The organism is Pantoea vagans, from assembly GCF_004792415.1.
GTDB lineage: Bacteria > Pseudomonadota > Gammaproteobacteria > Enterobacterales > Enterobacteriaceae > Pantoea > Pantoea vagans.
The window spans coordinates 3,509,004-3,531,348 of record NZ_CP038853.1 but is presented as its reverse complement, the minus strand read 5'-3'; the positions used below and the strand labels follow the sequence as shown (position 1 = coordinate 3,531,348).

The window sequence follows — 22,345 nt, the reverse complement described above, 5'->3', positions numbered from 1 at the left end:
CATGAATAAGCTGAAACTGAAGTCTTTTATTTTTGCCAACGCGGTGCTGCTGGCCAGCGGATTTGCGCTGCCGGTTCACGCCGAAGATGAAGCGCAACTGATTAAGCAGGGCGAGTATCTCTCGCGGCTGGGCGACTGTATGGCGTGCCACTCGCTGCCCGGCAAACCGGCCTATTCGGGTGGTCTGGCGATTGAGTCGAACCTCGGCACTATCTTCTCCACCAACATTACGCCGGATAAGCAGCACGGTATCGGTAACTACAGCGAGCAGCAGTTCTCTGACGCGGTGCGCAAGGGCGTATTACCGGACGGATCGCATCTCTATCCGGCGATGCCGTATCCTGACTACGCCAAAATCAGCGATGCCGATATGCACGCGCTCTACGTCTACTTTATGAAAGGCGTGCAGCCGAGCGCAGAACAGCCACCGGAAACCGATCTGAGCTTCCCGTTCAGTCAGCGCTGGGGCATGCGGTTCTGGAACTGGGCGTTCGCGTCCGATAAACCGTTCCAGCCGATTGGTGGCGCATCAGCCGAAGTTAACCGCGGTGCTTATATCGTGGAAAGTCTCGGCCACTGCGGCAGCTGTCATACGCCGCGCGGTCTGGGCATGAATGAGAAAGCGCTGGATAGCGGTGACGATAAATTCCTGGCGGGCGGCAGCCTGAACAACTGGGATGTGCCGTCACTGCGTGGCCTGCCACACTGGAGCGAGCAGGAAGTCATTGATTACCTGCAGACCGGCCGTAACGATAAAGCGGCAGTCGGCGGCGAGATGACCTCGGTGGTTGAGCACAGCAGCTCACACATGACCGATGCCGATCTCAAAGCTATCGCGGCCTATCTGAAGTTCCTGGGCGGTAATCCGCCATTGCAGGCGTTCAGCGTGCAGGCGCAGCAGGCAACGGAAGCGAAACTCACCGCCGCGAAGAACCTCAGCGAAGGCGAGCGTCTCTATCTGGATAACTGCGGTGCCTGTCACTTCGTGACCGGCAAAGGCGCGCCTGGGATCTTCCCGGAGCTGGATGGCGCAACCATCGTCAATGCTAAGGATCCAACCGGCTTGATCCACACCATTCTGGCCGGCGCGCAGCAGCCTTCTACCGAGAAAGCACCGTCTAAACTGGCGATGCCGGGCTTTGCCCAGCGGCTGAATGATGATGAAGTCGCGCAACTGGCGACCTTTATTCGTCAGGGCTGGAGCAACACCGCGCCTGCGGTGAGCAAAGATCAGGTTGCTGAAGTGCGTAAAACGCTGAAGTAATCGCGCTTTCCCCTCTGCCTGTCCGGAGAGGGGAAAACCCGTATTAATGGAAGGTGCGCACCACTTCCAGCACGCCGTTAATGATGAACTGCACGCCCATACAGACCAGTAAAAATCCCATCAGGCGCGATATCGCCTCAATGCCGCTTTTACCCACCAGCTTCATAATGGCCCCCGAACTGCGCAGCGAGATCCACAGGATCAGGCTCACCAGCAGGAAGGTCAGCACCGGTGCCACGCTGATCACCCAGGCGGGAAAATCGACGCCACTTCTCACCGTTGAGGCAGAGGAGATGATCATCGCAATGGTTCCCGGTCCCGCCGTGCTTGGCATCGCCAGCGGCACGAAGGCGATGTTCACCGGCTCTTTGGTTGCCTCCTGCTCATCCAGTTTATGCTTCGCTTCGACCGAATGACCCGCCGGCTTCGCCGGAAACAGCATCCGGAAGCCGATAAAGGCGACGATCAGACCGCCCGCCATGCGCAGACCCGGTATAGAGATACCGAAGGTATTCAGCACCGCGCTGCCCGCGTACCACGCCACCATCATGATGGCGAAAACGTAGATGGAAGCCTGGCGCGCCTGACGGTTGCGCTCCTCGAAATTCATGTCACCCGCCAGCCCTAAAAACAGCGCCACGGTGGTGAGCGGGTTCGCGAGCGGCAGGATGACGACCAGCCCCAGGCTGACCGCTTTAATCAGCTCCAGCATGTCCGATCTCCCTGATTAGTGTTTCGGGCGCTCCAGCGCCTCAAGCAGCTCCGGGAAGAAGTCCTGCAGGATTTCGGGCGTCATCAGTTCGGGATACTGCATCAGATGTTCGCGGATACGCTCGTTAACATCCGGCAGCAGACGCTGGGCCGCAGCGCTGGCGGTGATTTTGTGCTTCTTCATGGCGCGCAGCAGATCGCCTGGCAGCGTGTCTTCGTCATCGCCGTCATCGACCATTTCCAGCGCATCCAGCTCGTCGAACATCTCCATCAGCGCTTCGGTCTGCGGCGTGCGCGACTCATATTCACGCGGATGTTCATCTTCCAGGAAGCGCAGCATGGCGCGCATCGGCGTACCGTCTGGCGTGGATGGTGGCTCGGTAGCAAACCAGCTCAGCAGCTGATGCATGGTGACCTGATGGACGCGAAATCCGCTGTCGACCAGCTCATCGGCCAGCAGCTCGGCGGTTTCGTTTTCAATCAGGCAGATGTGGGTGCGTTTAGGTTCGTACTGCTCCAGCCACTGGTAGATCTCTTCAATCACGCCATCGTCATACTCGAATTTTTTGCTGAGATAGCTGTCGTCCTGTTCGTGAACGCAGGCCTGAATCTGATCGGGGTCGAAGTAAAGTGCGATGTTGATGCCTTTCATGCGTGCTGTCCTGTTGAAATCAAAACAACACTATAACGCTCAATCCCAGGTTAAGGGAATGTCAGGTATCACAGCAAAGCGGGGTTTAACGCTCCCCTCTGAGAAGAGAGGGGAGAGGGATCAGGAGATAAAGTTTTTGCCCTGCTTCAGGACCACGTCACAGGCTTTGGTTTTCAGCTTCTCACCCATCGGTGAGTTGCTCAGGCTTTGCAGATTCAGCTGCTGGCCGTTCCCGGTATTCAGCAGTCCTGCCACGCCCTGGGTGTAGTCGGTTTTCTGTTCCTGCGCGGTAGTCGTATTCAGACCGAGCTTGCTCAGTACCTGATCTTTTACCGACTGCACATTATTTTTTACCACGTTGTGTTCGACGCAGTACTGCATCACACCGGCCGCGTTGGTCATGCTGTTGGCGCTGACCGCTTTGTCGCCGCCGCCCAGCATGCTGGTAATAGTAGAGAGCGACATGCCGCCATTCTGCTGCGTGGTACTGGTGGTGGTGCCGTTATTCTGCTGGCTGAGCTGCGATGCTGCACTGCTCAGCTGATCCTGCCAGCTTGCCGCTGATGCACTGCCTGCCACCAGAAGCGCCGCCATGCCCAACATCCATGCACTGCGTTGTGCCTGTTTCATCTTAACCTCAGTATCTGCGTATTCAGTTTTGCTAAGAGAGTCTGACGAGCAGAAAGTTCCTGAACTCCCTTCATAAATAACGCTTTGGGAATCTTCTGTAATAGAGGCAATAAAATATCCGGATGAGCACGGGTGTTATTATTTCGTGAGGTGATTCACTCTGATGCGTTAATTATCACTTTTGCTGAAACATTCTTTAATATTCTCGCCAGTTTTATCAGGAATTGTCCTGGTCTGAATTAAAATATTCGTTTTTCTATAAGCGATTTTAAAAGTCTTTGTGTCTGCGGTGTTAATATTTATCTTCGCAATTACTTCTTTGCAGATTACTGATTTATAGATATTTTTTATTTTTAGCGTAGCGGTGATGAAAGAGATTTGGCGGTATTTTTCGTACCGTAATTAAATCGGGCCCGCAAAAAATTTTATTATCCCGCCTTGCGAAAATCGCGAGGGTGTTCATGCTTAATCACTGTGTCAGGCAGTTGTGGCCGATATTTAAAATTAACGGGAGAGTTATTATGGCTGGACAGCCAGAGCACAATAATAATGCAGAGGTCACGCTTAAACTCGCTGAAGAGAAAATAGCCCTGACGAAGCAAAAGATTGTGGATGGACATGTCCGTGTTACCCGTTCCACAACTGAACATGACGAGGTCATCAGTACACTGCTTACCCAGGAGAAGGTTGAGGTTAAGCATGTAGCGAAAGCACAGCCCGTTGAAACGATGCCCGAAATCAGGGAAGAGAACGGTGTACTGATTGTCCCGGTAGTAGAGGAAGAAATCCAAATCGTCAGAAAGCTGGTGCTTAAAGAGGAGATCCACATCCGAAAAGTGCAGGAGAATGTTCCTTTTCAGGAAGTGGTGACCCGACGTGAGCAGCAGGTGAACGTTGAGAGAGATGACGATCAAATCAGCTAACAGAGAGGAACCTATCATGGCACAGGAAAAAATCGTAACACTGTTCGATTCTGCAATTCAGGCAGAGGCCGCGAAAAGAAATCTCGTGAAAGCAGGCTTTTCTGATCGGGACATCAGTCTTATCAGTGGAGAACGTTTGCAGCAGGAAGGGCAGTCTGTCCGCCATCCGAGCCTGTGGCAGCGTCTGTTTGGGCACGACGTCGATAAAGATGAGGCGGATGTCTACACCAGAGCAATGGATAAGGGCGGCGTAGTGCTGACCATCCGCACCGAGGAGGAGAAGCTGGCCCGCGCCATGACGATTCTCCATTCTCATGACTCGGTAGATGTGCCGTCACGTATGCAAAGTTCAGTCGGGAACGGCACCACCGCACCGGGCATCAACCCGACCGCAGGCAAGCAGTTTGCCGGTGAGACCAATGACCGTCCGGCTGAGCCGCTACGCACCTCACTGACCGGTGATGAGAGCGAAGCAGATATTCTGCGTCTGGCCGAAGAGCAGGTGGAAGTGGGCAAACGTCTGGTCAGTGAAGGCTCGACCCGCGTACGACGCTATACCGTGACCGATACCGTATCTGAAGATATCTCGCTGCATGAGCAGCACGCTGACATCTTCCGCCGCTCGGTGAATGAACCCGCGCTGGCCGGAGAAGTGGACTGGTCAGAGAAAACCGTTGAAGTCGCTGAAACTCACGAACAGCCGGTGATTAACAAAACGACCCACGTGAAAGAAGAAGTAGTGGTGCGTACCGACGGCAGCGATCGTACCGAGACCATTAATGACACGGTGCGTCGTCAGGAAGTGGATATCGACCATGCACGAGGTGGTCTGGAGAGCGAACTGCCGGGTACAACTGCAGGGGTGAAACCTGCCGCCGCTACGCAGTCACCAGCGGCGCATAACCGCGACCACAAAGAGAGTCTGACTGAGAAGGTGAAGGACAAAGCTGGCGAAGTGAAAGATAAAGTGGAGCATAAGCTGCATGATCATTCGCATTGAGGCGCTTATCCTGACAACAACAGGCGCTGATGGGTATTGCTGATACCCGATGCTGAAGATGCAAGAAAGAGCCAACCGAGAGGTTGGCTCTTTTGCGTTGTGGAGGAGGGCAATAAAAACGGATAACGACGTCAAATTCTCTTCGATATAATCAGGCGCTATCTGTGCAGGCCGGGCAGAAATAAAACCTGAGGGATTAACGTGAACTGTAAACCGATGCTTTTCGTGCTGGCGATGCTTTCCCTGTCGGCTCAGGCCGCTCAGAGCGGAAAAACGCTTGAGCACAAAGACTGGGAAGTGGTCTGTGATAACACTCGGACCTGCCGCATTGCGGGTTATGCCAGAGAAGAGGATCCCTCCGGCTCCATCCTGCTCACCCGTGCCGCTGGACCGGGAACGGAGACAGTGGGCGAAGTGACGCTCGGCGACACCGAAGATGACAGTGAACCAGCGGAAAATCTGACGCTGTGGATCAATGGTAAATCAGCTGGCGATCTGGTGGCGGCTGATGACAACTGGCGAATGTCGGCCAGTCAGACCGCTGCGGTGATCAGCGCCGTGAAAGGCAGCGGTAAAGTCGAATTTAAAGGAGGCACAAAGCCATTCCAGCTTTCCGGCGAAGGCGCCTATGCCGTGCTGCTGAAAGCGGACGACGTACAGGGCCGTATCGGCACGCCAGGTGCGCTCACCAAAAAGGGCAATAAGCCGGAAAACAGCGTGGTTAAGGCTGTGCCCGCACCGGTTATACAGGCGGCTAAAACCCTCGGCGGCGAACCGCGTTTGCTGACCGCCTTAGAGAGTGACGCGCTGAAAACCCGGCTGCTTGCAACGGTCAATCATAATGATGATGACACGTGCGACAGCCTCTATTCACCGGCAGAAAACAGCGATCCGGAAACCGACGGACTCACGCTTACGCCACTGGATGACACACACGCCTTGCTTTCGGCACTCTGCTGGCGTGCCGCTTATAACGAAGGCTATGGCTACTGGGTCATTGATAACCAGTTAAAAGGCAAGCCTGAGCTGGTGACCATTTCCGGGTCGGATTACGACAAAGGCGAGATCACCAGCGTGCAGAAAGGCCGCGGTATTGGCGACTGCATGAGCCAGGAAAGCTGGGTATGGGACGGCAAGACCTTCCGCAAAAGCTATGACGGCGGGACCGGCATGTGTCGGTATATCCATGCGGGCGGCACCTGGGATCTGCCGACGCTGGTGACGGATGTTAAGGCTGTTTCGGGTTAGGCAGGTAAACCGGAGAACCCAAAAGACGGTTTTTTCAGCAGTTACACCTTCGTCTGCGGATAAGGGTTGCGGAAACAGGGGGTAACGGTATAATCCTCAACGTTTTCCGCATACCCTTCAGTGCCGAAGTGGCGAAATCGGTAGACGCAGTTGATTCAAAATCAACCGCCGCGAGGCGTGCCGGTTCGATTCCGGCCTTCGGCACCATTAGTACTTCTAAGACCATCCGAGAAAGTCCAGTTATCCCTTTAAAATCAATGCTTGCAGCGATTTTCACGTCCTGAGTCGTCCGAGATAGTCCGTTGAAATCCGGATGTCATTGGGGGCATAATTGGGGGCATCTTAACTTCGATTAGAAATGTGCCCCCAAATGAAGCTCAACGCCAGACAGGTCGAGACCGCAAAGCCAAAAGACAAAAACTACAAAATGGCCGATGGCGGTGGTTTGTATCTCGAGGTTTCGGCCAAGGGTTCTAAATACTGGCGCATGAAATACAGACGCCCCTCTGACAAAAAAGAGGATCGCCTTGCCTTTGGTGTTTGGCCTACTGTGACGCTTGCTCAGGCAAGAGCAAAGCGTGATGAGGCTAAAAAGCTCTTAGTACAGGGCATTGACCCAAAAGCCGAACAGAAAGAAGCTCATGCTGAGAATTCGGGGGCATACACTTTCGAAACAATTGCTCGCGAATGGCATGCCAGTAACAAGCGCTGGAGTGAAGACCATCGATCACGCGTTCTACGCTATCTTGAGCTTTATATCTTCCCCCACATCGGTTCGTCCGACATTCGGCAGCTTAAAACCAGCCACCTGTTAGCCCCGATTAAAAAAGTTGATGCCAGTGGCAAACACGATGTTGCTCAGCGCCTGCAACAGCGCGTCACGGCCATTATGCGTTATGCCGTACAGAACGATTACATCGACTCAAATCCAGCCAGCGATATGGCCGGTGCGCTATCGACAACCAAAGCGCGACATTACCCGGCTTTACCTTCCAGCCGGTTCCATGAGTTTCTTACACGTCTAGCTGCATATCGTGGCCGTGTAATGACACGGATCGCGGTCGAGCTTTCCTTGCTAACTTTTGTACGTTCCAGTGAGTTACGTTTCGCGCGTTGGGATGAATTCGACTTTGATAAATCTCTTTGGCGTATACCTGCAAAACGAGAAGAAATTAAAGGCGTGCGTTACTCATACCGGGGTATGAAGATGAAAGAGGAGCATATTGTTCCTCTCAGTCGACAGGCGATGATTTTGTTAGAGCAGCTTAAACAGATTAGTGGTGATAAAGAGATGCTTTTTCCGGGGGATCACGATGCAACTAAGGTCATGAGTGAAAATACGATAAATAGTGCATTACGTACGATGGGATATGACACAAAAAAAGAGGTCTGCGGGCATGGATTTAGAACTATGGCGCGTGGCGCATTAGGTGAGTCAGGGTTATGGAGCGATGACGCGATAGAGCGCCAGTTGAGCCACACAGAACGTAATAATGTTAGGGCCGCTTATATTCATACGTCAGAACATTTAGATGAAAGGCGCAAAATGATTCAATGGTGGGCTGACTATCTACAATTAAACAAAGATCAATACATTTCACCCTATGATTACGGAAGGATAATAAATAAGGTCTAATGAATTAAAATACAAAACTATTAACGCGGACGAATAGATAATATCTCCTTTTTTTGCTATAATGATTAATAACATTTTAAGGTGTGACGAAATCATGTCAGGTTTATTAAGAGAGCAAGATATAAAAGTCGCATTTATTGACTGGCTTTATAGAAAGGGTCTATTAGAAAACGCAACCATTATTAATGAAATGGTTGTGGCTAATTGGAGTCGGCGCGCTGATTTAGCCGTGGCTAATGGTCATCTGCAAGCCATTGAAATAAAAAGTGATTTCGACTCCCTTAAGAGATTAGATGGTCAACTGGAAACATTCACTTCTCGTTTTGAAAAGGTCACTGTTGTTTGCGCGCCAAAGTTTACCTATGAAATTGCGACGAAAGTATCATCAAATGTTGGTATTATTGAATACCTAAATACTAGTAAAGGTATTCATTTCAAAATAGTTCAGCGTGGTCGGACAACTGTACTCGGTAATAAAAAAGTCTACATTAATTTTTTACTAAAGAAAGAATTGCAATCACTACTTATTGAAAATGGTAAAAGTTTTCTATTTGAATCTGGACGTGAAGCTTTAGAACGTATCGCTGAAAAAATCCCTCTATCTAAAATTAGGGGGTTTGTGCTGGAAGCAATTAAGTTGCGCTATAAAGAAACTTCTGATGATTATTTGAAACAATTGACGGTAAGTGGATTGTCATCTGTTGATTTGAGTTTGTTGAGTAAGTCAAAAAAAAGACGAGAACAAATTAACTTTAAAGATTTTGAAGGCAGTAACGACGAAAAATCGAAAGATTTTTATACAGTCAATATGGAAGAATTAATGAGAAAATACGGGGAGTTTGGAAGTGTTACTCCTATCAAGGTATTAAAAAGGGTAGTGAGATAAGGGAGGTGTTCCTCCCTTATGCATTAGAAGAAATCTTCTTCAGGATCGTAGGCTGTTTTAAGTGCCTCTGATAACTCGATTTGCTTTGTTATATGAAGGTTTACACGCACAGAAATCCATTTAGCTGGACTACCCATACCCGCAACATCCCCTGAGGCAGCATTTTTAATCATCAACGCCCCCCAAGATTCTTCTTCTAAATAATTAGGATATCTTTTGAGGATCGATCTTGCCGCTTCAATATAACCTTTGCTGTCGAGTCCTGGTCTTCTCTCAAAGAACCAGGCATCGTCTAATGCAACATCAATTCTTGGAACATAACGCCCCCCAACATCATCATATACAACAGAGTGAATTGAACCATGGTCTCCGTATATAGAAACACCTCGTCCTCCAATGGTCTGGTGAAATTCTCTTTCCATAATATCAATAAATCCAGCCTGACCATTCTCCCCTGCAAAGTTTGCTACAGAGCTTGGGAAACTAGTTGATAGCACACTTATTATAGCTTCGGGTATTTCTGTCCTTATTTGATTTATTGCACTAATGGCAGCAGACGTCATTGCGGAAACATGCCCGCGTATGTAGCCCAAGTCTATGAATATAATGGCGTTCTCAGGTGAGTCGATAGAAACTAAAGATGCTATTGTTTTATTTATATCATTGTTAAGGTTCTTTATGCGAAATGCAATAGATCCTTTGTTATCTTCAAGTATCCTTGCTTGCTGCACTATGTCTCTTAATCTAGCAGATTCAGGCATTTGAACTACGGGAATAATGTTTTCATTATTTGAGCAAAAAGATATCCAATTCGAGAAGTTATTTTCAGAGGACAGAAGATCAAAGCTTGATGCACAATGATGCTTATTCTCTTGCGTAACGTCTAAGATAAAAGGTAAACCACCCATTGCATCTAGGCTTTTGTCGAGAGAGACTTGAATTTCATCTGAACGAGGCCATTTGCCTAAAGTAATTAGTGGGATTATTTTCTCTTTTTTATCATGAGCCAGATTGCTTAAACCAAGGATTTCAGCTGCGCGAGTTCTTAACGCAGGATAATACGAATAACTATCAAAATTTACTTTCATCTTAATTACCTCCTAACTCAGTGCTTTCTTGCCGCGCGATGGCTCTGGGCATAGCATTAATTTGTGGGTTCTGAGTGGCTAAATAAGCTGCGATTCCTTCCATTTTTTCTTTCTGTTCTAATGCGTGTGTAAGCTGGGAGGTCAAAGTTTCATTACGTTCAATCAAAGTTTGTTTGATACCATCATTACTGATGATTGTCTCTTTGTGGTTATTGCTTAGAAGTTCAATAGTTCTATGTGTAAACCAACCGATCAGTAGCGCCGCCAGCCAACCAGAACATACAAGTAACCATTGTGATATTTCTTGATTCCTTATGTAGCTCGTCACAATCGTAACCAATGTGCCGACTATACCAACTATTCCATAAATATGATTTAGCATCTTATGACTCTCTTGAGTGAAGATTTTTTCTTGAAAGAGCGGACAAGTGGTTTAAAAATTCTTCACTATTTTTTACACATTTTTAGGATTAATGCTATGTCTATTTCGATATTGCACGATGCGTGCATGCTCATGCCGTTTACAGATGCAGTTCTGATGTACAACGCCCAGCGCGCGCTCGTAGCCCCGCCACGCCTGCGCACTTCATGCAGCGGTTTTCATGCAACTGCATGAGTGGCTCCGGACCCCGCCGCTGCTGGCCTTTGCTGCCGCTTTTGGGTGTCTGAGAATCATGCGTTTTCATGCAGCATAGACATGCACGCTCATGCTGGTGTGTGCAGGCACAAAAAAGCCCGGCACATGGCCGGGCATCTGTGGGATTTTAAATCAGAGACTCAGAAAATTTTGCGCTTGCGCCGGTCGGTTCTGGCTCCCCTGACAGGATAAGCGCCAGCCAGGCTGATAACGTCATCCCGGAACATCAGCGGCAGGTTTTTATGCGTCCATTTCTCAATGAGGTTCACGGCAAATTTACGGTACAGCGTATCCGCATCGTTCGCTCCTTCAATCACGCCGGGCGCATGAATTGATCCGTTTCGCTCAAACTGGCTGTATTTCATTCTGAGCAGGCTGCCGAGTTCAACGCCGTTCACCATAAAAAATTCATCAATGAGCGTGTCAATACGCTCGTCCGTAATGCCGTCATGGCAGAACACATAGGCATTTGCCTTGCGTCCGGTCGCATCGGCCAGCGCGGGCAGCTGCTTTTCCCTTTCGGCAATCAGTCCGGCAAGGTCTGATGCCGTTTCCTGCTGTTCCAGATACTCCGCGCGCAGCGCTTTCATTTCCGGCGTGACGGTGCCGCCGTTCTGCTCAAGCAGTTCACGAAAGCGCGCCCGGTTGTCCTGGCTGGTCTGCTCCGTTTCGGCCTTACGCTGGCGCAGTGCGCTGATGCTGTCCTCAGCGGCGGCTTCTGCCTGCTTTGCCTCCAGCCAGGCCAGCATTTTGCACTGGAGGTCCTGTACGCGGGCCTGCCAGCCAGCGGGAAGGTCCTTCACCAGCGCGGTCGTGTGGCTGATAACGTCGGCCTCGGGCAGCTTCAGGAGCCATCCCGCATCCTGCAGCGGCTTCCGGCTTCTTGCCACGAGCGAGCCAACGAGTTCAGCGGTTGTCTTCATCTCTTCTTCTGTCATGTTCTGCTGTGTCATGCTTTTTTCTCTCTGTCAGGGCTGTGCGTGGCGGTCGCGGCGGGTGCAGGCGTCGCCGTAGCGGCCCAGCGTCTGCGGCTGACGCGCCGCGCTCAGTGGTTCAGTTGCGGGTTCTGACTCCGCAGGCTTCTGCGGCTTCATGATGATTTTCTCGACGCTCTCCAGCGCGGTGAACGTGCAGGAGCAGTCAAGGTTGGTGCACTGATACCAGGTGCGCTTGACGGTCGCTGACTCGTAGGCGCTGGTGCGTGTGTGCGCGGTGGTGCCGCACTCCGGGCATTTCAGGGCCATTGCGCGCCCTCCTGCGAAATCCGGTCCCGGCGCTGCGCAAAGCGCAGGTGCTGCGCGGGGGTGTGGCTGCCCTGACAGTCGCGCAGCATACCGGCCTCCGGGGCAAGGCCCGTTTCGGCCAGCGCGTCCTGATAGGCTGCGGCCACCGCCGGGCGCGTCCGCTGCACCTCACGCGCCACGGCGCTGCGCAGCAGCCGGGCGGCCACGTCAAGCCCGCCGGGGCCGTTCAGGAACGGGGCCAGCGCGGAGGTGAGCGCCGGGCCGTGTTCGCTCATAAAACCGCTGAGCGCATCCTCCGTGCAGGCCTCCAGCACCATCCGCTGTGAATACACGCTCTCGCGCGCGGCGCAGTTAATCTGCCAGTTCAGCACCGCGATGCGTTCGCGCAGCTGTGGCACCTGCTCACTGTAATCAGCCGTATTTTCGCCCGCCGTGAGCAGGGTATTCAGCGCCGTTTCGGCCTCCTGACGCTCACTCAGGTGCGTCTGCCACTGGCTGCGGGCGGTGCGGAACTGTTCCACCGCCTGTGCGGGTGTGATTGCAGCGGTCATTGTTGCTGCTCCTTCTGCGCCATTTCGCGGCGGATCAGCATTCTGTTCCGTGCTGCCGGTGACGGGCCTTTGCTGAGGTCAGTGCGGGCTGCATGATCCGGGAATACACCTGCCAGCCTGAAGGCTGCGTCCTGCTCCGGCAGGGCGTCGCGCTCAAGCGCAGGGCGTGTGATATGTTTTGCGATAAATTCCCTGAGTACGCTTTCCGGGTCGTTGACGCCCCGGACGACGCCGGTGGTGATGGATGCCTCGCGGCCCAGCGTGATTTTCAGCAGGCTCAGCGTCTGAATCAGCGGCCCGCCGTGCGTCTGCATGAAGTCCTGCCACAGCTGCATGGCACGCAGCCGGATGAGTTCGTTATGGGCGCTGATGTAATCTTTCGCGCGGTCGGCAGTCTCCCACGGCAGGAACTCACTTTCCTGTGCGTGCAGGGCCAGCAGGGCGTCAAACTCTTCCAGCGACTCGCGGTAGAGCGCAATCTCCGCGCGCAGCTTCTTCATCTCCGGCGTCATCACGCCGCCGTTCTCACGGAACAGCCTGCGCCATTCGTCATTCTGTGCGGTCGCGTTCGCCTCAGTCTCAGCACGGCGCTGGCGGATGGTGTCAGCCTGCGAAGCCGCTGACTCCTGTTTATGGCGCGTCTCAATCCAGGCATTTCGGGCAGCGTTAACCTTTTCCAGCGCACTCTGCACGGAAGCAGGGAGCGCGTCAGCTGCTGTTACGGTGGCGTTATCGGTCATGGGCATTCCTGTCGGCTGGTTTCAGTAAGTCAATTGTGCCGGGTCTGGCACAGCGGCTGCTACCGGAGGGCGTTGTATGACGGACCAGACAAAAGCATTACTTCTGGCGAGCCAGGGAAAGGCCTCAATGAAGCCTGTTATCAGCTTTCAGTTTTAAATAAATTATTCACCATTCTTCACCAGAGAGAAAAAATTAGTAAATACAGTTAATTAAGAGGTGAAGAGTGAAAAAATAATCCTTCACCCTCTGTTCACCATTCTTCATCAGAAGGATATTGGCCTAGCTTATCCTTTAGAATGATTGGTTTTTAAAATCCGATTCAAACGAACTTAAAGTTATTGGATAAAACCTTACTATCCCTCTTTAGTACTATTTAGTACTGTTCTGGTACACCCATACTTTATGTGGTTTTTGTGCGACCGGTCAGACAGATTTCTGTTGTTGTCACTGGCAAAAATATTCGCAAAATAAAGAGCTACCCGATGCCGTACACACCTGTGCGGCGCTTCACGGACACCTTAGAGGTAGCTCATGCACACGACTTTAAGCGCTCATTCATCCGCCCCGGCGGCCCCTGCCATGCCGGTATCATTCCCGGTCCAGGAACGCTTTATGCGTCTGCCGGAAGTGATCCACGTCTGCGGCCTGTCCCGCTCGACCATTTACGACCTCATCAGCCGCAGTGCTTTTCCGGCGCAGGTGTCGCTTGGCGGCAAGAACGTCGCGTGGCTTGCCAGTGAAATCAGTGCCTGGATGAATGCACGCATCGCCGCACGTGGTCGGGAACGTGCAGCATGATCTTCACCAACTCTTGAGATTTTCCGCCATGCTGCATTTTCCTGTGTTCCCCGGCTTGCGCGCCGGGGCCATTCCCTGGTACAGTCTTTCTGCTGTCGCAAAATCGGCAGCCGGGATTGGCGTCCTGAATATCTCAATGGCGACACCAGACGCCCAATGCGTCTTTTTTTGTGTCCATGCCTTAGTGCAACCATTTTTCGGGCTGCGGTTTTATTGCCGTAGTGCCGTCTGTGTAATGGTGGCCCGGGCGGGGGCTTCTCACGAAGCGCCGGTATCCATTGAGGCCGGTTACGCCAACCCCGTCCGGGCTACCACCAGTGAAATTGGCGTTTCCGGTGGTGGCGATAACCGCTACTCAATGGAGACTGCCATCATGGCTACGGTCCTGAATTCCCCATACCCTCAGTTTGTTTTCGTCTTTGCCGCCGTGCGCCGTACTGAGCGCCAGCAGCGTATCCACATGCTCCGCACCGTTGCCGCTGACGAACGTGCCGCCCGCCAGAAGCTGGCCCGCGATTACGTGCTGTCCCTTGCCGCCCGCCTGCCGGTCCGGGAGGTGCGCGCATGACTCACGCCACCATTTCCCACGCCGACCTGTTATGCCTTGAGCACCTTCGCAACGCCGGGCGCTTTATCAGCGACATGACCCTGCTTCAGGAGTGCCACGAACAGCCACCGGCCACACAGCAGGCGCAGCTGGCTTCTCTTGTGTTTCTTATCACCGAACAGCTGGACGGGGTGGTAAACCGCTGTCAGGACGGCTGGATGAACGAAGAGGTTGAGCCATGAGCGCGCGTACCCTTTCAACTGAGCTGCGGGCCGCGCTGTCCCGCCGCGCGGTGGCCTGCGCCTGGCTGACCGTCTGCCGCGAACAGAAGCGCTATCCCGGCCTGACGCTGGCGCGCCTTGAGCACGCCATTGAAACCGAGCTGGAAGGCTTCTATCTGCGCCAGCACGGACGCCAGCGCGGTCAGGAAATTGCCTGCGCGCTGCTCGACGACCTGCTGGCCGCCGGGCCGCTCAAGTCGGTTCCGTGCCTGAGCTTTCTGGGACAGGTGGTGATGGATGAACTCTGCGGGCGCCTCAAAGACGCGCCGGTGCTGCACTGAGGGAGAACAGAATAATGAAAATGACCGTATCAGACGCGGCAAAGGCCGCGCGGGGCCAGTGGCCCCGCATTCTGCCCGCACTGGGCGTGAAGGTGGTGAAGAACCGCCATACCTCCTGCCCGGTGTGCGGCGGAACCGACCGCTTCCGCTTTGACGACCAGGAGGGACGCGGCACGTGGATTTGTAATCAGTGCGGTGCCGGTGACGGCATGGACCTGGTGAAAAAGGCCCTCTCACTGAGCCTGACCGAAGCCGCTGCGCGGGTAAACAGCCTGACCGGCAGCCTGCCACCGGTGGACAGTACGCCTGTCGCCAGCGCGGGCGAAGATAACGAAGCTGCCCGTGCGGCCGCCGTGAAGCAGGCACAGCAGCTGGTCAGCACCGCGCAGCAGGCCAACGGGAACGCCTACCTGTCCCGTAAGGGCTGGCCGGAGCAGTCCTGCCTGACGCTGGCGAAGCCGCAGAAAGTCGCGCTCACGGCGTATCGTGCCGGTGACCTGCTCGTTCCCCTGCACGATACGGGCGGGCAGCTGGTGAACGTGCAGCTGATTAACGCCGCGGGCGAGAAGCGCACGCTGAAGGGCGGCCAGGTCAAAGGCGCGTGCCACGTTCTCAGCACCGGCAAACCGGCAGCGCGCATCTGGCTGACGGAGGGCTACGCCACCGGCCTGACGGTACACAACCTGACCGGGGATGAGGTGTGGATTGCCCTGTCGTCCGTCAATCTCCTTTCTCTGGCTGGCCTTGCCCGTGAAAAGCACGCCACGCTGCCTCTGCTGATTGCCGCCGACCGCGACCTGAACGGCGACGGGCAGAAGAAAGCAAAGCAGGCCGCTGAAGCCAGCCACGCCGCCGTGGCCCTGCCGCCGGTGTTCGGCGACTGGAATGACGCCTTCATGCAGCACGGTGAGGAAAGCACCCGGCGGGCGCTGGCCGGAGCCGCCACGCCACCCGCCGCCAGTCCGTTCGACGTGATGAGCGAGGCGGAGTTTTCGGCCATGAGCGCCAGCGAAAAGGCGGAGCGCGTGGCGGAGCACTACCGCAGCGCGCTGGCCGTGGACGCCAGCGGGGAAATTCTGTCCCGTTACCGCTCCGGCGCGTGGAAGGTGATTTCCGGGAAGCAGTTTGAGCGCGACGTGGCGAAGCTGTTCCAGCGCCTGCGCGCACCGTTTTCGGCGGGCAAAATTTCGGGCGTAGTGGACACGCTGAAGCTGATGCTGCCACAGCAGGCCGACCCGGCGCGTCGCCTGATTGGCTTCCGTAACGGCGTGCTGGACACCCGCACCGGCGGCTTCAGCCCGCACAGCAAAGACTTCTGGCTGCGCACGGTCAGCGAGGTGGACTATACGAAGCCCGTTCAGGGTGAAACATTGGCAGACCATGCGCCGCACTTCTGGCAGTGGCTCGACCGCGCCGCCGGACGTAACCCGGCCAAACGCGACATCATTCTGGCTGCGCTGTTTATGGTGCTGGCGAACCGTTACGACTGGCAGCTGTTTCTGGAGGTCACCGGCCCCGGGGGCAGCGGTAAGAGCATCATGGCGGAAATCGCCACCATGCTGGCCGGAACGGACAACACCACCTCCGCGACCATCGAAACGCTGGAGTCGTCCCGCGAACGCGCGGCGGTGATTGGGTATTCGCTGATTATCCTGCCCGACCAGGAAAAGTGGAGCGGCGACGGCGCGGGCATCAAGGCGATTACCGGTGGCGATGCGGTGTCCGTTGACCCGAAGTACCGCGACGCCTATTCAACCCACATACCGGCGGTGATTCTGGCGGTGAACAACAACCCGATGCGCTTTACCGACCGCAGCGGGGGCGTGTCGCGCCGCCGGGTGATACTGCACTTCCCGGAAATCATCCCGGCAGACGAACGTGACCCGCAGCTGAAGGAAAAAATCAGCGGTGAGCTGGCCGTCATTGTGCGTCAGCTGATGCAGCAGTTCAGCCAGCCACAGCAGGCCCGGTCGCTGCTTCAGTCGCAGCAGAACTCTGACGAGGCGATGCGCATCAAGCGTGATGCGGATCCGATGGTGGACTTCTGCGGCTACCTGTTCACCACGCCGGAGCCAAATGCGCTCTATATGGGGAACGCAAGTATCAGGCCGCTTCAGCCCAGGCGTTACCTCTATCACGCCTATCTTGCTTACATGGAGGCCAACGGCTACAGGAATCCGCTCAGCATGAAGATGTTCGGCCTGTCGCTGGAGAGCATCATGCGGGAATACGGACAGCACTACATGAAGCGCCGGACAAAGCTGGGTGTTCAGACCAACCTTGATCTGACGGAAGAAAGTAGCACCGACTGGCTGCCAAAGTGCGACGCCCCTCCAGCAGCATGACTATCTAAACCGGCGAAAGCCGGTTTTTTATGCCTGAATTTCACCAGTGATGAATGATATCCTTCACCCTACATCTATCATTCATCAGGTAATTAACTGATATATATAAATAAAAATGAAAGGTGAACAATGTGAAGGGTTTTCTGTAAAATCTTTTTTTATCGAAAATTTGAATTCAGTATCCTCTACTGCAATTAATAAATCTCAAATTTTGATTATGGACGAACCTCAATTCGGTAGATAAGGTACTGAGACAGTCATAAAGGAGATGCGTAATGGATACTGTCGAAGAGCTGAAAGGGACGTATTTTTACAAAGGAATGTTCAATCTTTCCGCTGGAGAGCTTTTTTTCTTCGTGTTCCTGGATGAGGCTCAGAAACAGCTTGGTGTGGAAGATGTAGCCACTTTAGCACTAATAATTTTAGGTCAACCAACCCAAACCACGCGCGCAAAACCAGCCGGAACAACTAAGGGAACCTCAATCTTGAGTGCAAATCTTCGTGTTTGGTTAAAGATCAGAGTGCACCGCTGGCCAACACTTACTACCGAAAGCATTAAAGGATTGAGATTCAGTTACGTAAATAACCTGGGTGCTTTCGCTGGGCGCTGGATACCCATATTGGGTATAGGATTTATCATGAATGACGTGGTTCAAATTGCATGGAAAACGACTCACAGCTATAACCTGATTGCAAAGGAAGGTGACAAGTTATGGTAAAAGACACAATGGAAAGCGCTGTGTTGGAATGGTATGACAATAATTATAATTCTAAGCCTCTTTTTGCAAAAAATAAGCCTGAGCTAACGCTTGAAACCAGTCTATCAACAGGTAAATATCCCTGGGCCAGAGAAACTGGCGACGAAATAATGAATGACTATTTCGAGCGATTTAGCGTCGATAGCAGCGAATTTGATTTTCTTGCATATTGGCCTTATGAAAAAGGATTTCTACCTAACTTCTTAAGGCCTAAATCCCAAAAGCTCCCTGACGTTGAACCGAAACCCTTGACGATTCATATGCTCGTCGAATCAGCGAAAGCCGGACGGTGGCTTTTCAGCTAATCGATGCAAGTTGCTATCTCGTCCAGTAAGGGCCAGTGCGGTTAGGTTCCGTCTTTCGGAGCCTAACTTATCGGTCGGGGAATCTGCTGGTTGGCTACTCTTCAATCTTAGAGATCATCTGCCCTTAAAAATTGATTAAAATAAAGTGGGGGCACAAAAGGGGGCATTCTTAGTTTTTTGTGATTTTATCTTCATAAAAAACATATGGTTGCAGTGTTGTTTGAGTCCGGCCTTCGGCACCAGGTATACGAATTAAAGTCGCTCAAGGGCGGCTTTTTTTGTGTCTGGGATTTGGTGTCTACCGAAATTGTCTTTTCTCACAACTCTCTCAATCTGTAAGTTCATTAAATCCAGGACATACTTTGCTATTTTTAACGGGCTCGAATAATTTAAAATCTCAACGGGAAGTTAATCCCATGCCATTTCCGTGAAGCCGTCTATATCGATTGTTTTTACTGTAAGTCTTGGCGCATGCATCCCCTGGAGCATAAAATTATAGTCTGAAAGCAAACCTGACTGCCTTGGGTAAATTAACTGCAAGCGTGAGACCTTATAGCATCCTGCATAGGCATAAAGCTGATACATATCGCTACTGGAAACCCCGAGTTTTCTATCTGCTGCGTTCAGCAATTTCCACTTAGTGTCCGCTATTAACTGCGGATTTCCATCGTCATCAACTAATGCAATATCCGGCCTTAATTGAAATTTTGGGGAATCATTGTCGTGCATTGCCAGATATTTTCGGGGGCCTTGAGTACGAAGATGCCAGCCCTGATGGTGTGCCCAAGGCTTCAGCTTTTCTGCTACCCATGCTTCAAACAGACGATTCATATCAAACAGCAATGAAAACAGCGGCGTGCTGCCCGCTAGTACATCTGGTTTGATCGCGGCAATAAACAATCGACACTGTTCAAGTACAGGCTGAAATCGTTGGGTAATGCGATCGTTTTTAAGTAACTTGAATGATTGCAGAGTGATGGGTGCATCATTAATGCCATTAAAATGCATTAACAGTTCGATTAACTTTTTTTTGGTTTTGCCGGAGCGTGTCCAAGGTATTAGCAGGCGTAGGGTAAAGCGGAGTATCTGATTTAACAGCATGTCTTCGCTAAACTCGTCGAAGCGACAATAAAGACGTTCTTTATGAACTAAGTTGTGCCGGACATGTTGTGGGATAACCAGGCGGCCGCGCATTACTGACAGGTTTTCTTCCTGTTCTATATAATTGCGTAACTTGCCCTGGAGGATCTGCGTATGCAAATCATGGCAAAAGTGCTGGATAAATATATCCAGTAGGCTATGTTGCTGAGTATTGATACTCGCCTGCGCCCCTTTATGTGTACGCATGAGTCGGGCGGTATGCAGCATTTGCACCATTGCTGCACGGCACGATTCAGGCTGTTCCTCTTTACCATGTATCTTAGGCAGGATTTCAAGTGTTAAATCGTCTAGCTGAATTACGCCGCAAAATTGTGCGAAACGAATCGATTGATGGCCCCAGCTAAAGGTGCCGGCAGGAAGACTTGGCGCCAGCTTTTCCAGCAAGCGGGCATGATGAATGCCCAGCGCGTACTGATCTATGGTTCTTTCTGCAATAATCGGTAGCGAGCTATGTTCAATAACCGACAATATTTCCGCCACGGTTTAATCCTCGTAAATTTTGCGAATCGAGTCGGGCGTAATTTCCTGGGCAGTTGAAACACGGTATTCAACGACCTCTTCAAAGTCATCATGGGTAAAGCCGAAAACATCTTTACTGGTCAGCTTAACATGGCCAATCAGTGGAGCCTCCACCAGCTTACCGGTAGCGTCGATATCGCGGAATACCAGCTGGATTTTGTGCCAGTCTTCATAGAAGTATTCCTGTAGAAGAGGAATAAACTGATTCAGGAAAACTGTCTTTAGCTGTGTAAGGTTAGTAACGGAGCAAAGATAAGCATGCCCGAGCATAAGATCACGGCTCAAAAGAAAGCGGATACGGTGATTCATCGCATCCAGCAGTTCTCGAAGGTCAATCTGGCCTCCATCTTCATCAATAATATTTCCCGCACCGTCTGAGCCAGCAATTTTGCTACTGTCCGGCATCAGTTCCTTGAAACGGAAACGACGACGTAAAGCGGTATCCAGCAGTGCAATGGAACGGTCAGCGGTGTTCATCGTGCCGTAAATATCCAGGTTATCAGGCACGCCAAATGGCTTACGAGAATAGGGCAATGTAATACGCATGCCTTTGTCGCCGTTAGTGCGTTTGTCGGTTTCAATTAACGTGATTAGCTCGCCAAAAATTTTTGCCACATTGCCACGGTTTATTTCATCGATAAATATAGCGTAGCGATGCTCTGGATCAGCTTCGGCACGCTTACAGATAAGGCGAAAAACTCCGTCTTGCGGCGAGTAGCTTAATTCACCGCTTTCTTCGTCCATTTCCGGACGAATACCTTCGACGAAATCTTCATAACTATAAGCTTGGTGAAAGGTGACGAATTCATAGCGGCTGATTATTTCTGTGGCAGCAGGTTGCCGCTTGAGCCTCTCTTGTAGCTCATCCAGATGAGCTGAGTCATCTTCAGTATCTGGAATGATATACCATAGACCATCAGCATCTTTATCAAATAAAGATGGAGACAAGCGTTTTTGATGATTAACTGTAGTAGAGAACTTACTCGTATGTCGTTGGAGAGTTGATCTTAAAGTTGATTTAACATCAGCATTCCCAGTATGAAGTTTTGACTTCGCAATAAAGTATTCGTGATTTGCTATTTGAGATAGACTGGCTTTATAACCTAAGTCTCGAATGCACATGTATATAATATCGCACCAGGTGCTATTGGCTAACTGTTCCGCCAGCCATTCCTTTCGTGAAATGCTATTAGCATTGCTTGTGTACTTTTCCTTTAATTTATTAAGTTCATAAGTTTTACCTGTACCTGGTGGGCCAAATAAAACTAAATTAAGAGGGTTGATGATTTCCTGATGTGTAAGCACTTTATCAATTGGTGTTATCGCTACAGGTTTTGCGACAACCTCTTCGCGTTTTTGCCAGATTTCCGATAGCGGTGGAACGTAGAAGTCGAGCTGCTTACTATTCTGTTTTTCTTCCTGTTCACGACGGATCTCAAGCAGCGCTCTGTCCATTCCCACAGCTGACAGCTCTTCTTTTTGTTGTGGCTTGAAGGCGTGGATAATGATGCGGCGATCATTGTTACTAAAGATGCGTTCAAATTCATCCGGAAACAGCATAAACATCAGCATATGGCGGAACTGGCGGCTGGCATTTTCAGGGATTATGCTTAGCCACTCTGCAAAGGCGAAGCCATCACTCAGACGAGCTTCACGCTCAGCTAATGATAGTGCTAATAACGCTTTCAGGACGTTAGTAAGATAAGCAAACTCACGCGCCCGGAAAGTGTTGAATCCAGTCCCAGCACTGCCTACGCCTGAAAGCACCGCATCTTTTAGTAATGGGTTATCATTATTTAGCGCTTCACCAGCAAGCTCCCAGATAGTGGTTATCTGCTCACGCTTGGTTCTGACGCTGATGTTACTGGCACAAAGAAAGAGTAGCCATAACATCTCTGCAGTGAGCTGCTTCGCCTCTGGAGTGACGCTGGCCAGCTGTTCCTTAAGACGATGAATAAAGTTGCCTTCAAGCTCTAGCTGACTGTTGACCACATCGCGCTCAATTTCGACCAGATGCTGACTATCCCAGAGGTTTTTATTGCTGAAAAGTGAGCCGCCATTAATCAGGCAACGTTGCCGCCATTCACTGGCTGCTTTTAAAATTTGTTCTGCTTGTTCTTCACCGGTATAGCGGCTCAT

24 protein-coding genes and 1 tRNA gene are annotated in these 22,345 nt (G+C 51.8%); 14 read left to right on the top strand and 11 right to left on the bottom strand.

Annotated features, from left to right (window positions below; all coding sequences use genetic code 11):
* The first annotated feature begins 1 nt into the window (after position 1).
* Positions 2 to 1,264: a c-type cytochrome gene (locus tag EGO56_RS16660; RefSeq protein WP_135910278.1), complete on the top strand. Its 1,263-nt coding sequence runs from the start codon at positions 2 to 4 to the stop codon at positions 1,262 to 1,264.
* A gap of 43 nt (positions 1,265 to 1,307) precedes the next feature.
* Here EGO56_RS16660 and EGO56_RS16655 read toward each other — a convergent pair whose 3' ends face one another.
* The 3 genes from EGO56_RS16655 to EGO56_RS16645 form a co-directional block, all read right to left on the bottom strand.
* Positions 1,308 to 1,976, bottom strand: coding sequence for a MarC family NAAT transporter (locus EGO56_RS16655; protein WP_135910277.1), 669 nt, complete (start codon positions 1,974 to 1,976; stop codon positions 1,308 to 1,310).
* A gap of 15 nt (positions 1,977 to 1,991) precedes the next feature.
* Positions 1,992 to 2,627: a hypothetical protein gene (locus EGO56_RS16650; protein ID WP_135910276.1), complete on the bottom strand. Its 636-nt coding sequence runs from the start codon at positions 2,625 to 2,627 to the stop codon at positions 1,992 to 1,994.
* Between the two features lie 120 nt (positions 2,628 to 2,747).
* The gene (locus EGO56_RS16645) at positions 2,748 to 3,257 is read right to left on the bottom strand and encodes a YjjA family protein (protein ID WP_135910275.1); all 510 of its coding nucleotides are present in this window, start codon (positions 3,255 to 3,257) and stop codon (positions 2,748 to 2,750) included.
* A gap of 521 nt (positions 3,258 to 3,778) precedes the next feature.
* On the opposite strand from EGO56_RS16645, the gene EGO56_RS16640 reads away from it, so the two are divergent.
* The 6 genes from EGO56_RS16640 to EGO56_RS16615 all read left to right on the top strand — a co-directional run bounded on the left by EGO56_RS16640 (position 3,779) and on the right by EGO56_RS16615 (position 8,950).
* Entirely contained in the window at positions 3,779 to 4,180 is a 402-nt protein-coding gene (locus tag EGO56_RS16640; RefSeq protein ID WP_135910274.1) for a DUF2382 domain-containing protein, read from the top strand.
* A gap of 16 nt (positions 4,181 to 4,196) precedes the next feature.
* Complete coding sequence (locus EGO56_RS16635; RefSeq protein WP_135910273.1) at positions 4,197 to 5,180, top strand: YsnF/AvaK domain-containing protein; 984 nt, start codon at positions 4,197 to 4,199, stop codon at positions 5,178 to 5,180.
* Between the two features lie 216 nt (positions 5,181 to 5,396).
* Entirely contained in the window at positions 5,397 to 6,428 is a 1,032-nt protein-coding gene (locus EGO56_RS16630) for a DUF1176 domain-containing protein (protein WP_135910598.1), read from the top strand.
* Positions 6,429 to 6,550: 122 nt separating this feature from the next.
* A tRNA-Leu gene (locus tag EGO56_RS16625) sits at positions 6,551 to 6,635 on the top strand.
* Positions 6,636 to 6,798: 163 nt separating this feature from the next.
* The gene (locus tag EGO56_RS16620) at positions 6,799 to 8,064 is read left to right on the top strand and encodes a tyrosine-type recombinase/integrase (protein ID WP_135910272.1); all 1,266 of its coding nucleotides are present in this window, start codon (positions 6,799 to 6,801) and stop codon (positions 8,062 to 8,064) included.
* Between the two features lie 94 nt (positions 8,065 to 8,158).
* On the top strand, positions 8,159 to 8,950 hold the full coding sequence (locus EGO56_RS16615; protein WP_135910271.1) for a sce7726 family protein: 792 nt from the start codon (positions 8,159 to 8,161) through the stop codon (positions 8,948 to 8,950).
* A gap of 23 nt (positions 8,951 to 8,973) precedes the next feature.
* Here the strand turns inward: EGO56_RS16615 and EGO56_RS16610 are convergent, their stop codons facing one another.
* From EGO56_RS16610 to EGO56_RS16585, 6 genes are all read right to left on the bottom strand, one after another.
* Positions 8,974 to 10,038 carry a beta family protein gene (locus EGO56_RS16610; protein WP_135910270.1) on the bottom strand — a complete coding sequence of 355 codons (1,065 nt, stop codon included), beginning with the start codon at positions 10,036 to 10,038 and terminating at the stop codon, positions 8,974 to 8,976.
* Position 10,039: 1 nt separating this feature from the next.
* Positions 10,040 to 10,420: a protein gop gene (locus EGO56_RS16605; protein ID WP_135910269.1), complete on the bottom strand. Its 381-nt coding sequence runs from the start codon at positions 10,418 to 10,420 to the stop codon at positions 10,040 to 10,042.
* A gap of 395 nt (positions 10,421 to 10,815) precedes the next feature.
* Positions 10,816 to 11,628 (bottom strand): hypothetical protein, encoded by an 813-nt coding sequence (locus EGO56_RS16600; RefSeq protein ID WP_135910268.1) that lies wholly within the window; start codon positions 11,626 to 11,628, stop codon positions 10,816 to 10,818.
* A gap of 15 nt (positions 11,629 to 11,643) precedes the next feature.
* On the bottom strand, positions 11,644 to 11,919 hold the full coding sequence (locus EGO56_RS16595) for an ogr/Delta-like zinc finger family protein (RefSeq protein WP_135910267.1): 276 nt from the start codon (positions 11,917 to 11,919) through the stop codon (positions 11,644 to 11,646).
* Positions 11,910 to 12,470: a phage polarity suppression protein gene (locus EGO56_RS16590; RefSeq protein WP_135910266.1), complete on the bottom strand. Its 561-nt coding sequence runs from the start codon at positions 12,468 to 12,470 to the stop codon at positions 11,910 to 11,912. Before EGO56_RS16590 ends, EGO56_RS16595 begins: the two co-directional genes overlap by 10 nt.
* Positions 12,467 to 13,210, bottom strand: a complete 744-nt coding sequence (locus tag EGO56_RS16585; RefSeq protein WP_135910265.1) for a phage polarity suppression protein — start codon at positions 13,208 to 13,210, stop codon at positions 12,467 to 12,469. The genes EGO56_RS16590 and EGO56_RS16585 overlap by 4 nt, the downstream gene beginning before the upstream one ends.
* Before the next feature lie 532 nt (positions 13,211 to 13,742).
* Here EGO56_RS16585 and EGO56_RS16580 point away from each other — a divergent pair.
* The 7 genes from EGO56_RS16580 to EGO56_RS16550 all read left to right on the top strand — a co-directional run bounded on the left by EGO56_RS16580 (position 13,743) and on the right by EGO56_RS16550 (position 18,526).
* Complete coding sequence (locus EGO56_RS16580; protein ID WP_135910264.1) at positions 13,743 to 14,009, top strand: helix-turn-helix transcriptional regulator; 267 nt, start codon at positions 13,743 to 13,745, stop codon at positions 14,007 to 14,009.
* 28 nt (positions 14,010 to 14,037) lie between these two features.
* Complete coding sequence (locus EGO56_RS16575; protein ID WP_135910597.1) at positions 14,038 to 14,577, top strand: host cell division inhibitor Icd-like protein; 540 nt, start codon at positions 14,038 to 14,040, stop codon at positions 14,575 to 14,577.
* Positions 14,574 to 14,798: a hypothetical protein gene (locus EGO56_RS16570; protein ID WP_135910263.1), complete on the top strand. Its 225-nt coding sequence runs from the start codon at positions 14,574 to 14,576 to the stop codon at positions 14,796 to 14,798. Before EGO56_RS16575 ends, EGO56_RS16570 begins: the two co-directional genes overlap by 4 nt.
* The gene (locus EGO56_RS16565) at positions 14,795 to 15,118 is read left to right on the top strand and encodes a DUF5375 domain-containing protein (protein ID WP_135910262.1); all 324 of its coding nucleotides are present in this window, start codon (positions 14,795 to 14,797) and stop codon (positions 15,116 to 15,118) included. Before EGO56_RS16570 ends, EGO56_RS16565 begins: the two co-directional genes overlap by 4 nt.
* Before the next feature lie 14 nt (positions 15,119 to 15,132).
* Positions 15,133 to 17,463: a phage/plasmid primase, P4 family gene (locus EGO56_RS16560; RefSeq protein ID WP_135910261.1), complete on the top strand. Its 2,331-nt coding sequence runs from the start codon at positions 15,133 to 15,135 to the stop codon at positions 17,461 to 17,463.
* A gap of 275 nt (positions 17,464 to 17,738) precedes the next feature.
* Positions 17,739 to 18,182, top strand: a complete 444-nt coding sequence (locus EGO56_RS16555; protein WP_110331299.1) for an STM2901 family protein — start codon at positions 17,739 to 17,741, stop codon at positions 18,180 to 18,182.
* A complete protein-coding gene (locus EGO56_RS16550) occupies positions 18,176 to 18,526 on the top strand; it encodes a DUF1493 family protein (protein ID WP_135910260.1) in 351 nt (116 codons plus the stop codon). The genes EGO56_RS16555 and EGO56_RS16550 overlap by 7 nt, the downstream gene beginning before the upstream one ends.
* A 408-nt stretch (positions 18,527 to 18,934) precedes the next feature.
* On the opposite strand, the gene EGO56_RS16545 is transcribed toward EGO56_RS16550, so the two are convergent.
* On the bottom strand, positions 18,935 to 20,167 hold the full coding sequence (locus EGO56_RS16545; protein WP_135910259.1) for an McrC family protein: 1,233 nt from the start codon (positions 20,165 to 20,167) through the stop codon (positions 18,935 to 18,937).
* 3 nt (positions 20,168 to 20,170) lie between these two features.
* Entirely contained in the window at positions 20,171 to 22,345 is a 2,175-nt protein-coding gene (locus EGO56_RS16540; RefSeq protein ID WP_135910257.1) for an McrB family protein, read from the bottom strand.

Bases quoted from the DNA above. Each gene is read 5' to 3' on its own strand.
- EGO56_RS16660 (WP_135910278.1), top strand. From the start codon at position 2: ATGAATAAGCTGAAACTGAAGTCTTTTATTTTTGCCAACGCGGTGCTG.
- EGO56_RS16655 (WP_135910277.1), bottom strand. From the start codon at position 1,976: ATGCTGGAGCTGATTAAAGCGGTCAGCCTGGGGCTGGTCGTCATCCTG.
- EGO56_RS16650 (WP_135910276.1), bottom strand. From the start codon at position 2,627: ATGAAAGGCATCAACATCGCACTTTACTTCGACCCCGATCAGATTCAG.
- EGO56_RS16645 (WP_135910275.1), bottom strand. From the start codon at position 3,257: ATGAAACAGGCACAACGCAGTGCATGGATGTTGGGCATGGCGGCGCTT.
- EGO56_RS16640 (WP_135910274.1), top strand. From the start codon at position 3,779: ATGGCTGGACAGCCAGAGCACAATAATAATGCAGAGGTCACGCTTAAA.
- EGO56_RS16635 (WP_135910273.1), top strand. From the start codon at position 4,197: ATGGCACAGGAAAAAATCGTAACACTGTTCGATTCTGCAATTCAGGCA.
- EGO56_RS16630 (WP_135910598.1), top strand. From the start codon at position 5,397: ATGCTTTTCGTGCTGGCGATGCTTTCCCTGTCGGCTCAGGCCGCTCAG.
- EGO56_RS16620 (WP_135910272.1), top strand. From the start codon at position 6,799: ATGAAGCTCAACGCCAGACAGGTCGAGACCGCAAAGCCAAAAGACAAA.
- EGO56_RS16615 (WP_135910271.1), top strand. From the start codon at position 8,159: ATGTCAGGTTTATTAAGAGAGCAAGATATAAAAGTCGCATTTATTGAC.
- EGO56_RS16610 (WP_135910270.1), bottom strand. From the start codon at position 10,038: ATGAAAGTAAATTTTGATAGTTATTCGTATTATCCTGCGTTAAGAACT.
- EGO56_RS16605 (WP_135910269.1), bottom strand. From the start codon at position 10,420: ATGCTAAATCATATTTATGGAATAGTTGGTATAGTCGGCACATTGGTT.
- EGO56_RS16600 (WP_135910268.1), bottom strand. From the start codon at position 11,628: ATGACACAGCAGAACATGACAGAAGAAGAGATGAAGACAACCGCTGAA.
- EGO56_RS16595 (WP_135910267.1), bottom strand. From the start codon at position 11,919: ATGGCCCTGAAATGCCCGGAGTGCGGCACCACCGCGCACACACGCACC.
- EGO56_RS16590 (WP_135910266.1), bottom strand. From the start codon at position 12,470: ATGACCGCTGCAATCACACCCGCACAGGCGGTGGAACAGTTCCGCACC.
- EGO56_RS16585 (WP_135910265.1), bottom strand. From the start codon at position 13,210: ATGACCGATAACGCCACCGTAACAGCAGCTGACGCGCTCCCTGCTTCC.
- EGO56_RS16580 (WP_135910264.1), top strand. From the start codon at position 13,743: ATGCACACGACTTTAAGCGCTCATTCATCCGCCCCGGCGGCCCCTGCC.
- EGO56_RS16575 (WP_135910597.1), top strand. From the start codon at position 14,038: ATGCTGCATTTTCCTGTGTTCCCCGGCTTGCGCGCCGGGGCCATTCCC.
- EGO56_RS16570 (WP_135910263.1), top strand. From the start codon at position 14,574: ATGACTCACGCCACCATTTCCCACGCCGACCTGTTATGCCTTGAGCAC.
- EGO56_RS16565 (WP_135910262.1), top strand. From the start codon at position 14,795: ATGAGCGCGCGTACCCTTTCAACTGAGCTGCGGGCCGCGCTGTCCCGC.
- EGO56_RS16560 (WP_135910261.1), top strand. From the start codon at position 15,133: ATGAAAATGACCGTATCAGACGCGGCAAAGGCCGCGCGGGGCCAGTGG.
- EGO56_RS16555 (WP_110331299.1), top strand. From the start codon at position 17,739: ATGGATACTGTCGAAGAGCTGAAAGGGACGTATTTTTACAAAGGAATG.
- EGO56_RS16550 (WP_135910260.1), top strand. From the start codon at position 18,176: ATGGTAAAAGACACAATGGAAAGCGCTGTGTTGGAATGGTATGACAAT.
- EGO56_RS16540 (WP_135910257.1), bottom strand. From the start codon at position 22,345: ATGAGCCGCTATACCGGTGAAGAACAAGCAGAACAAATTTTAAAAGCA.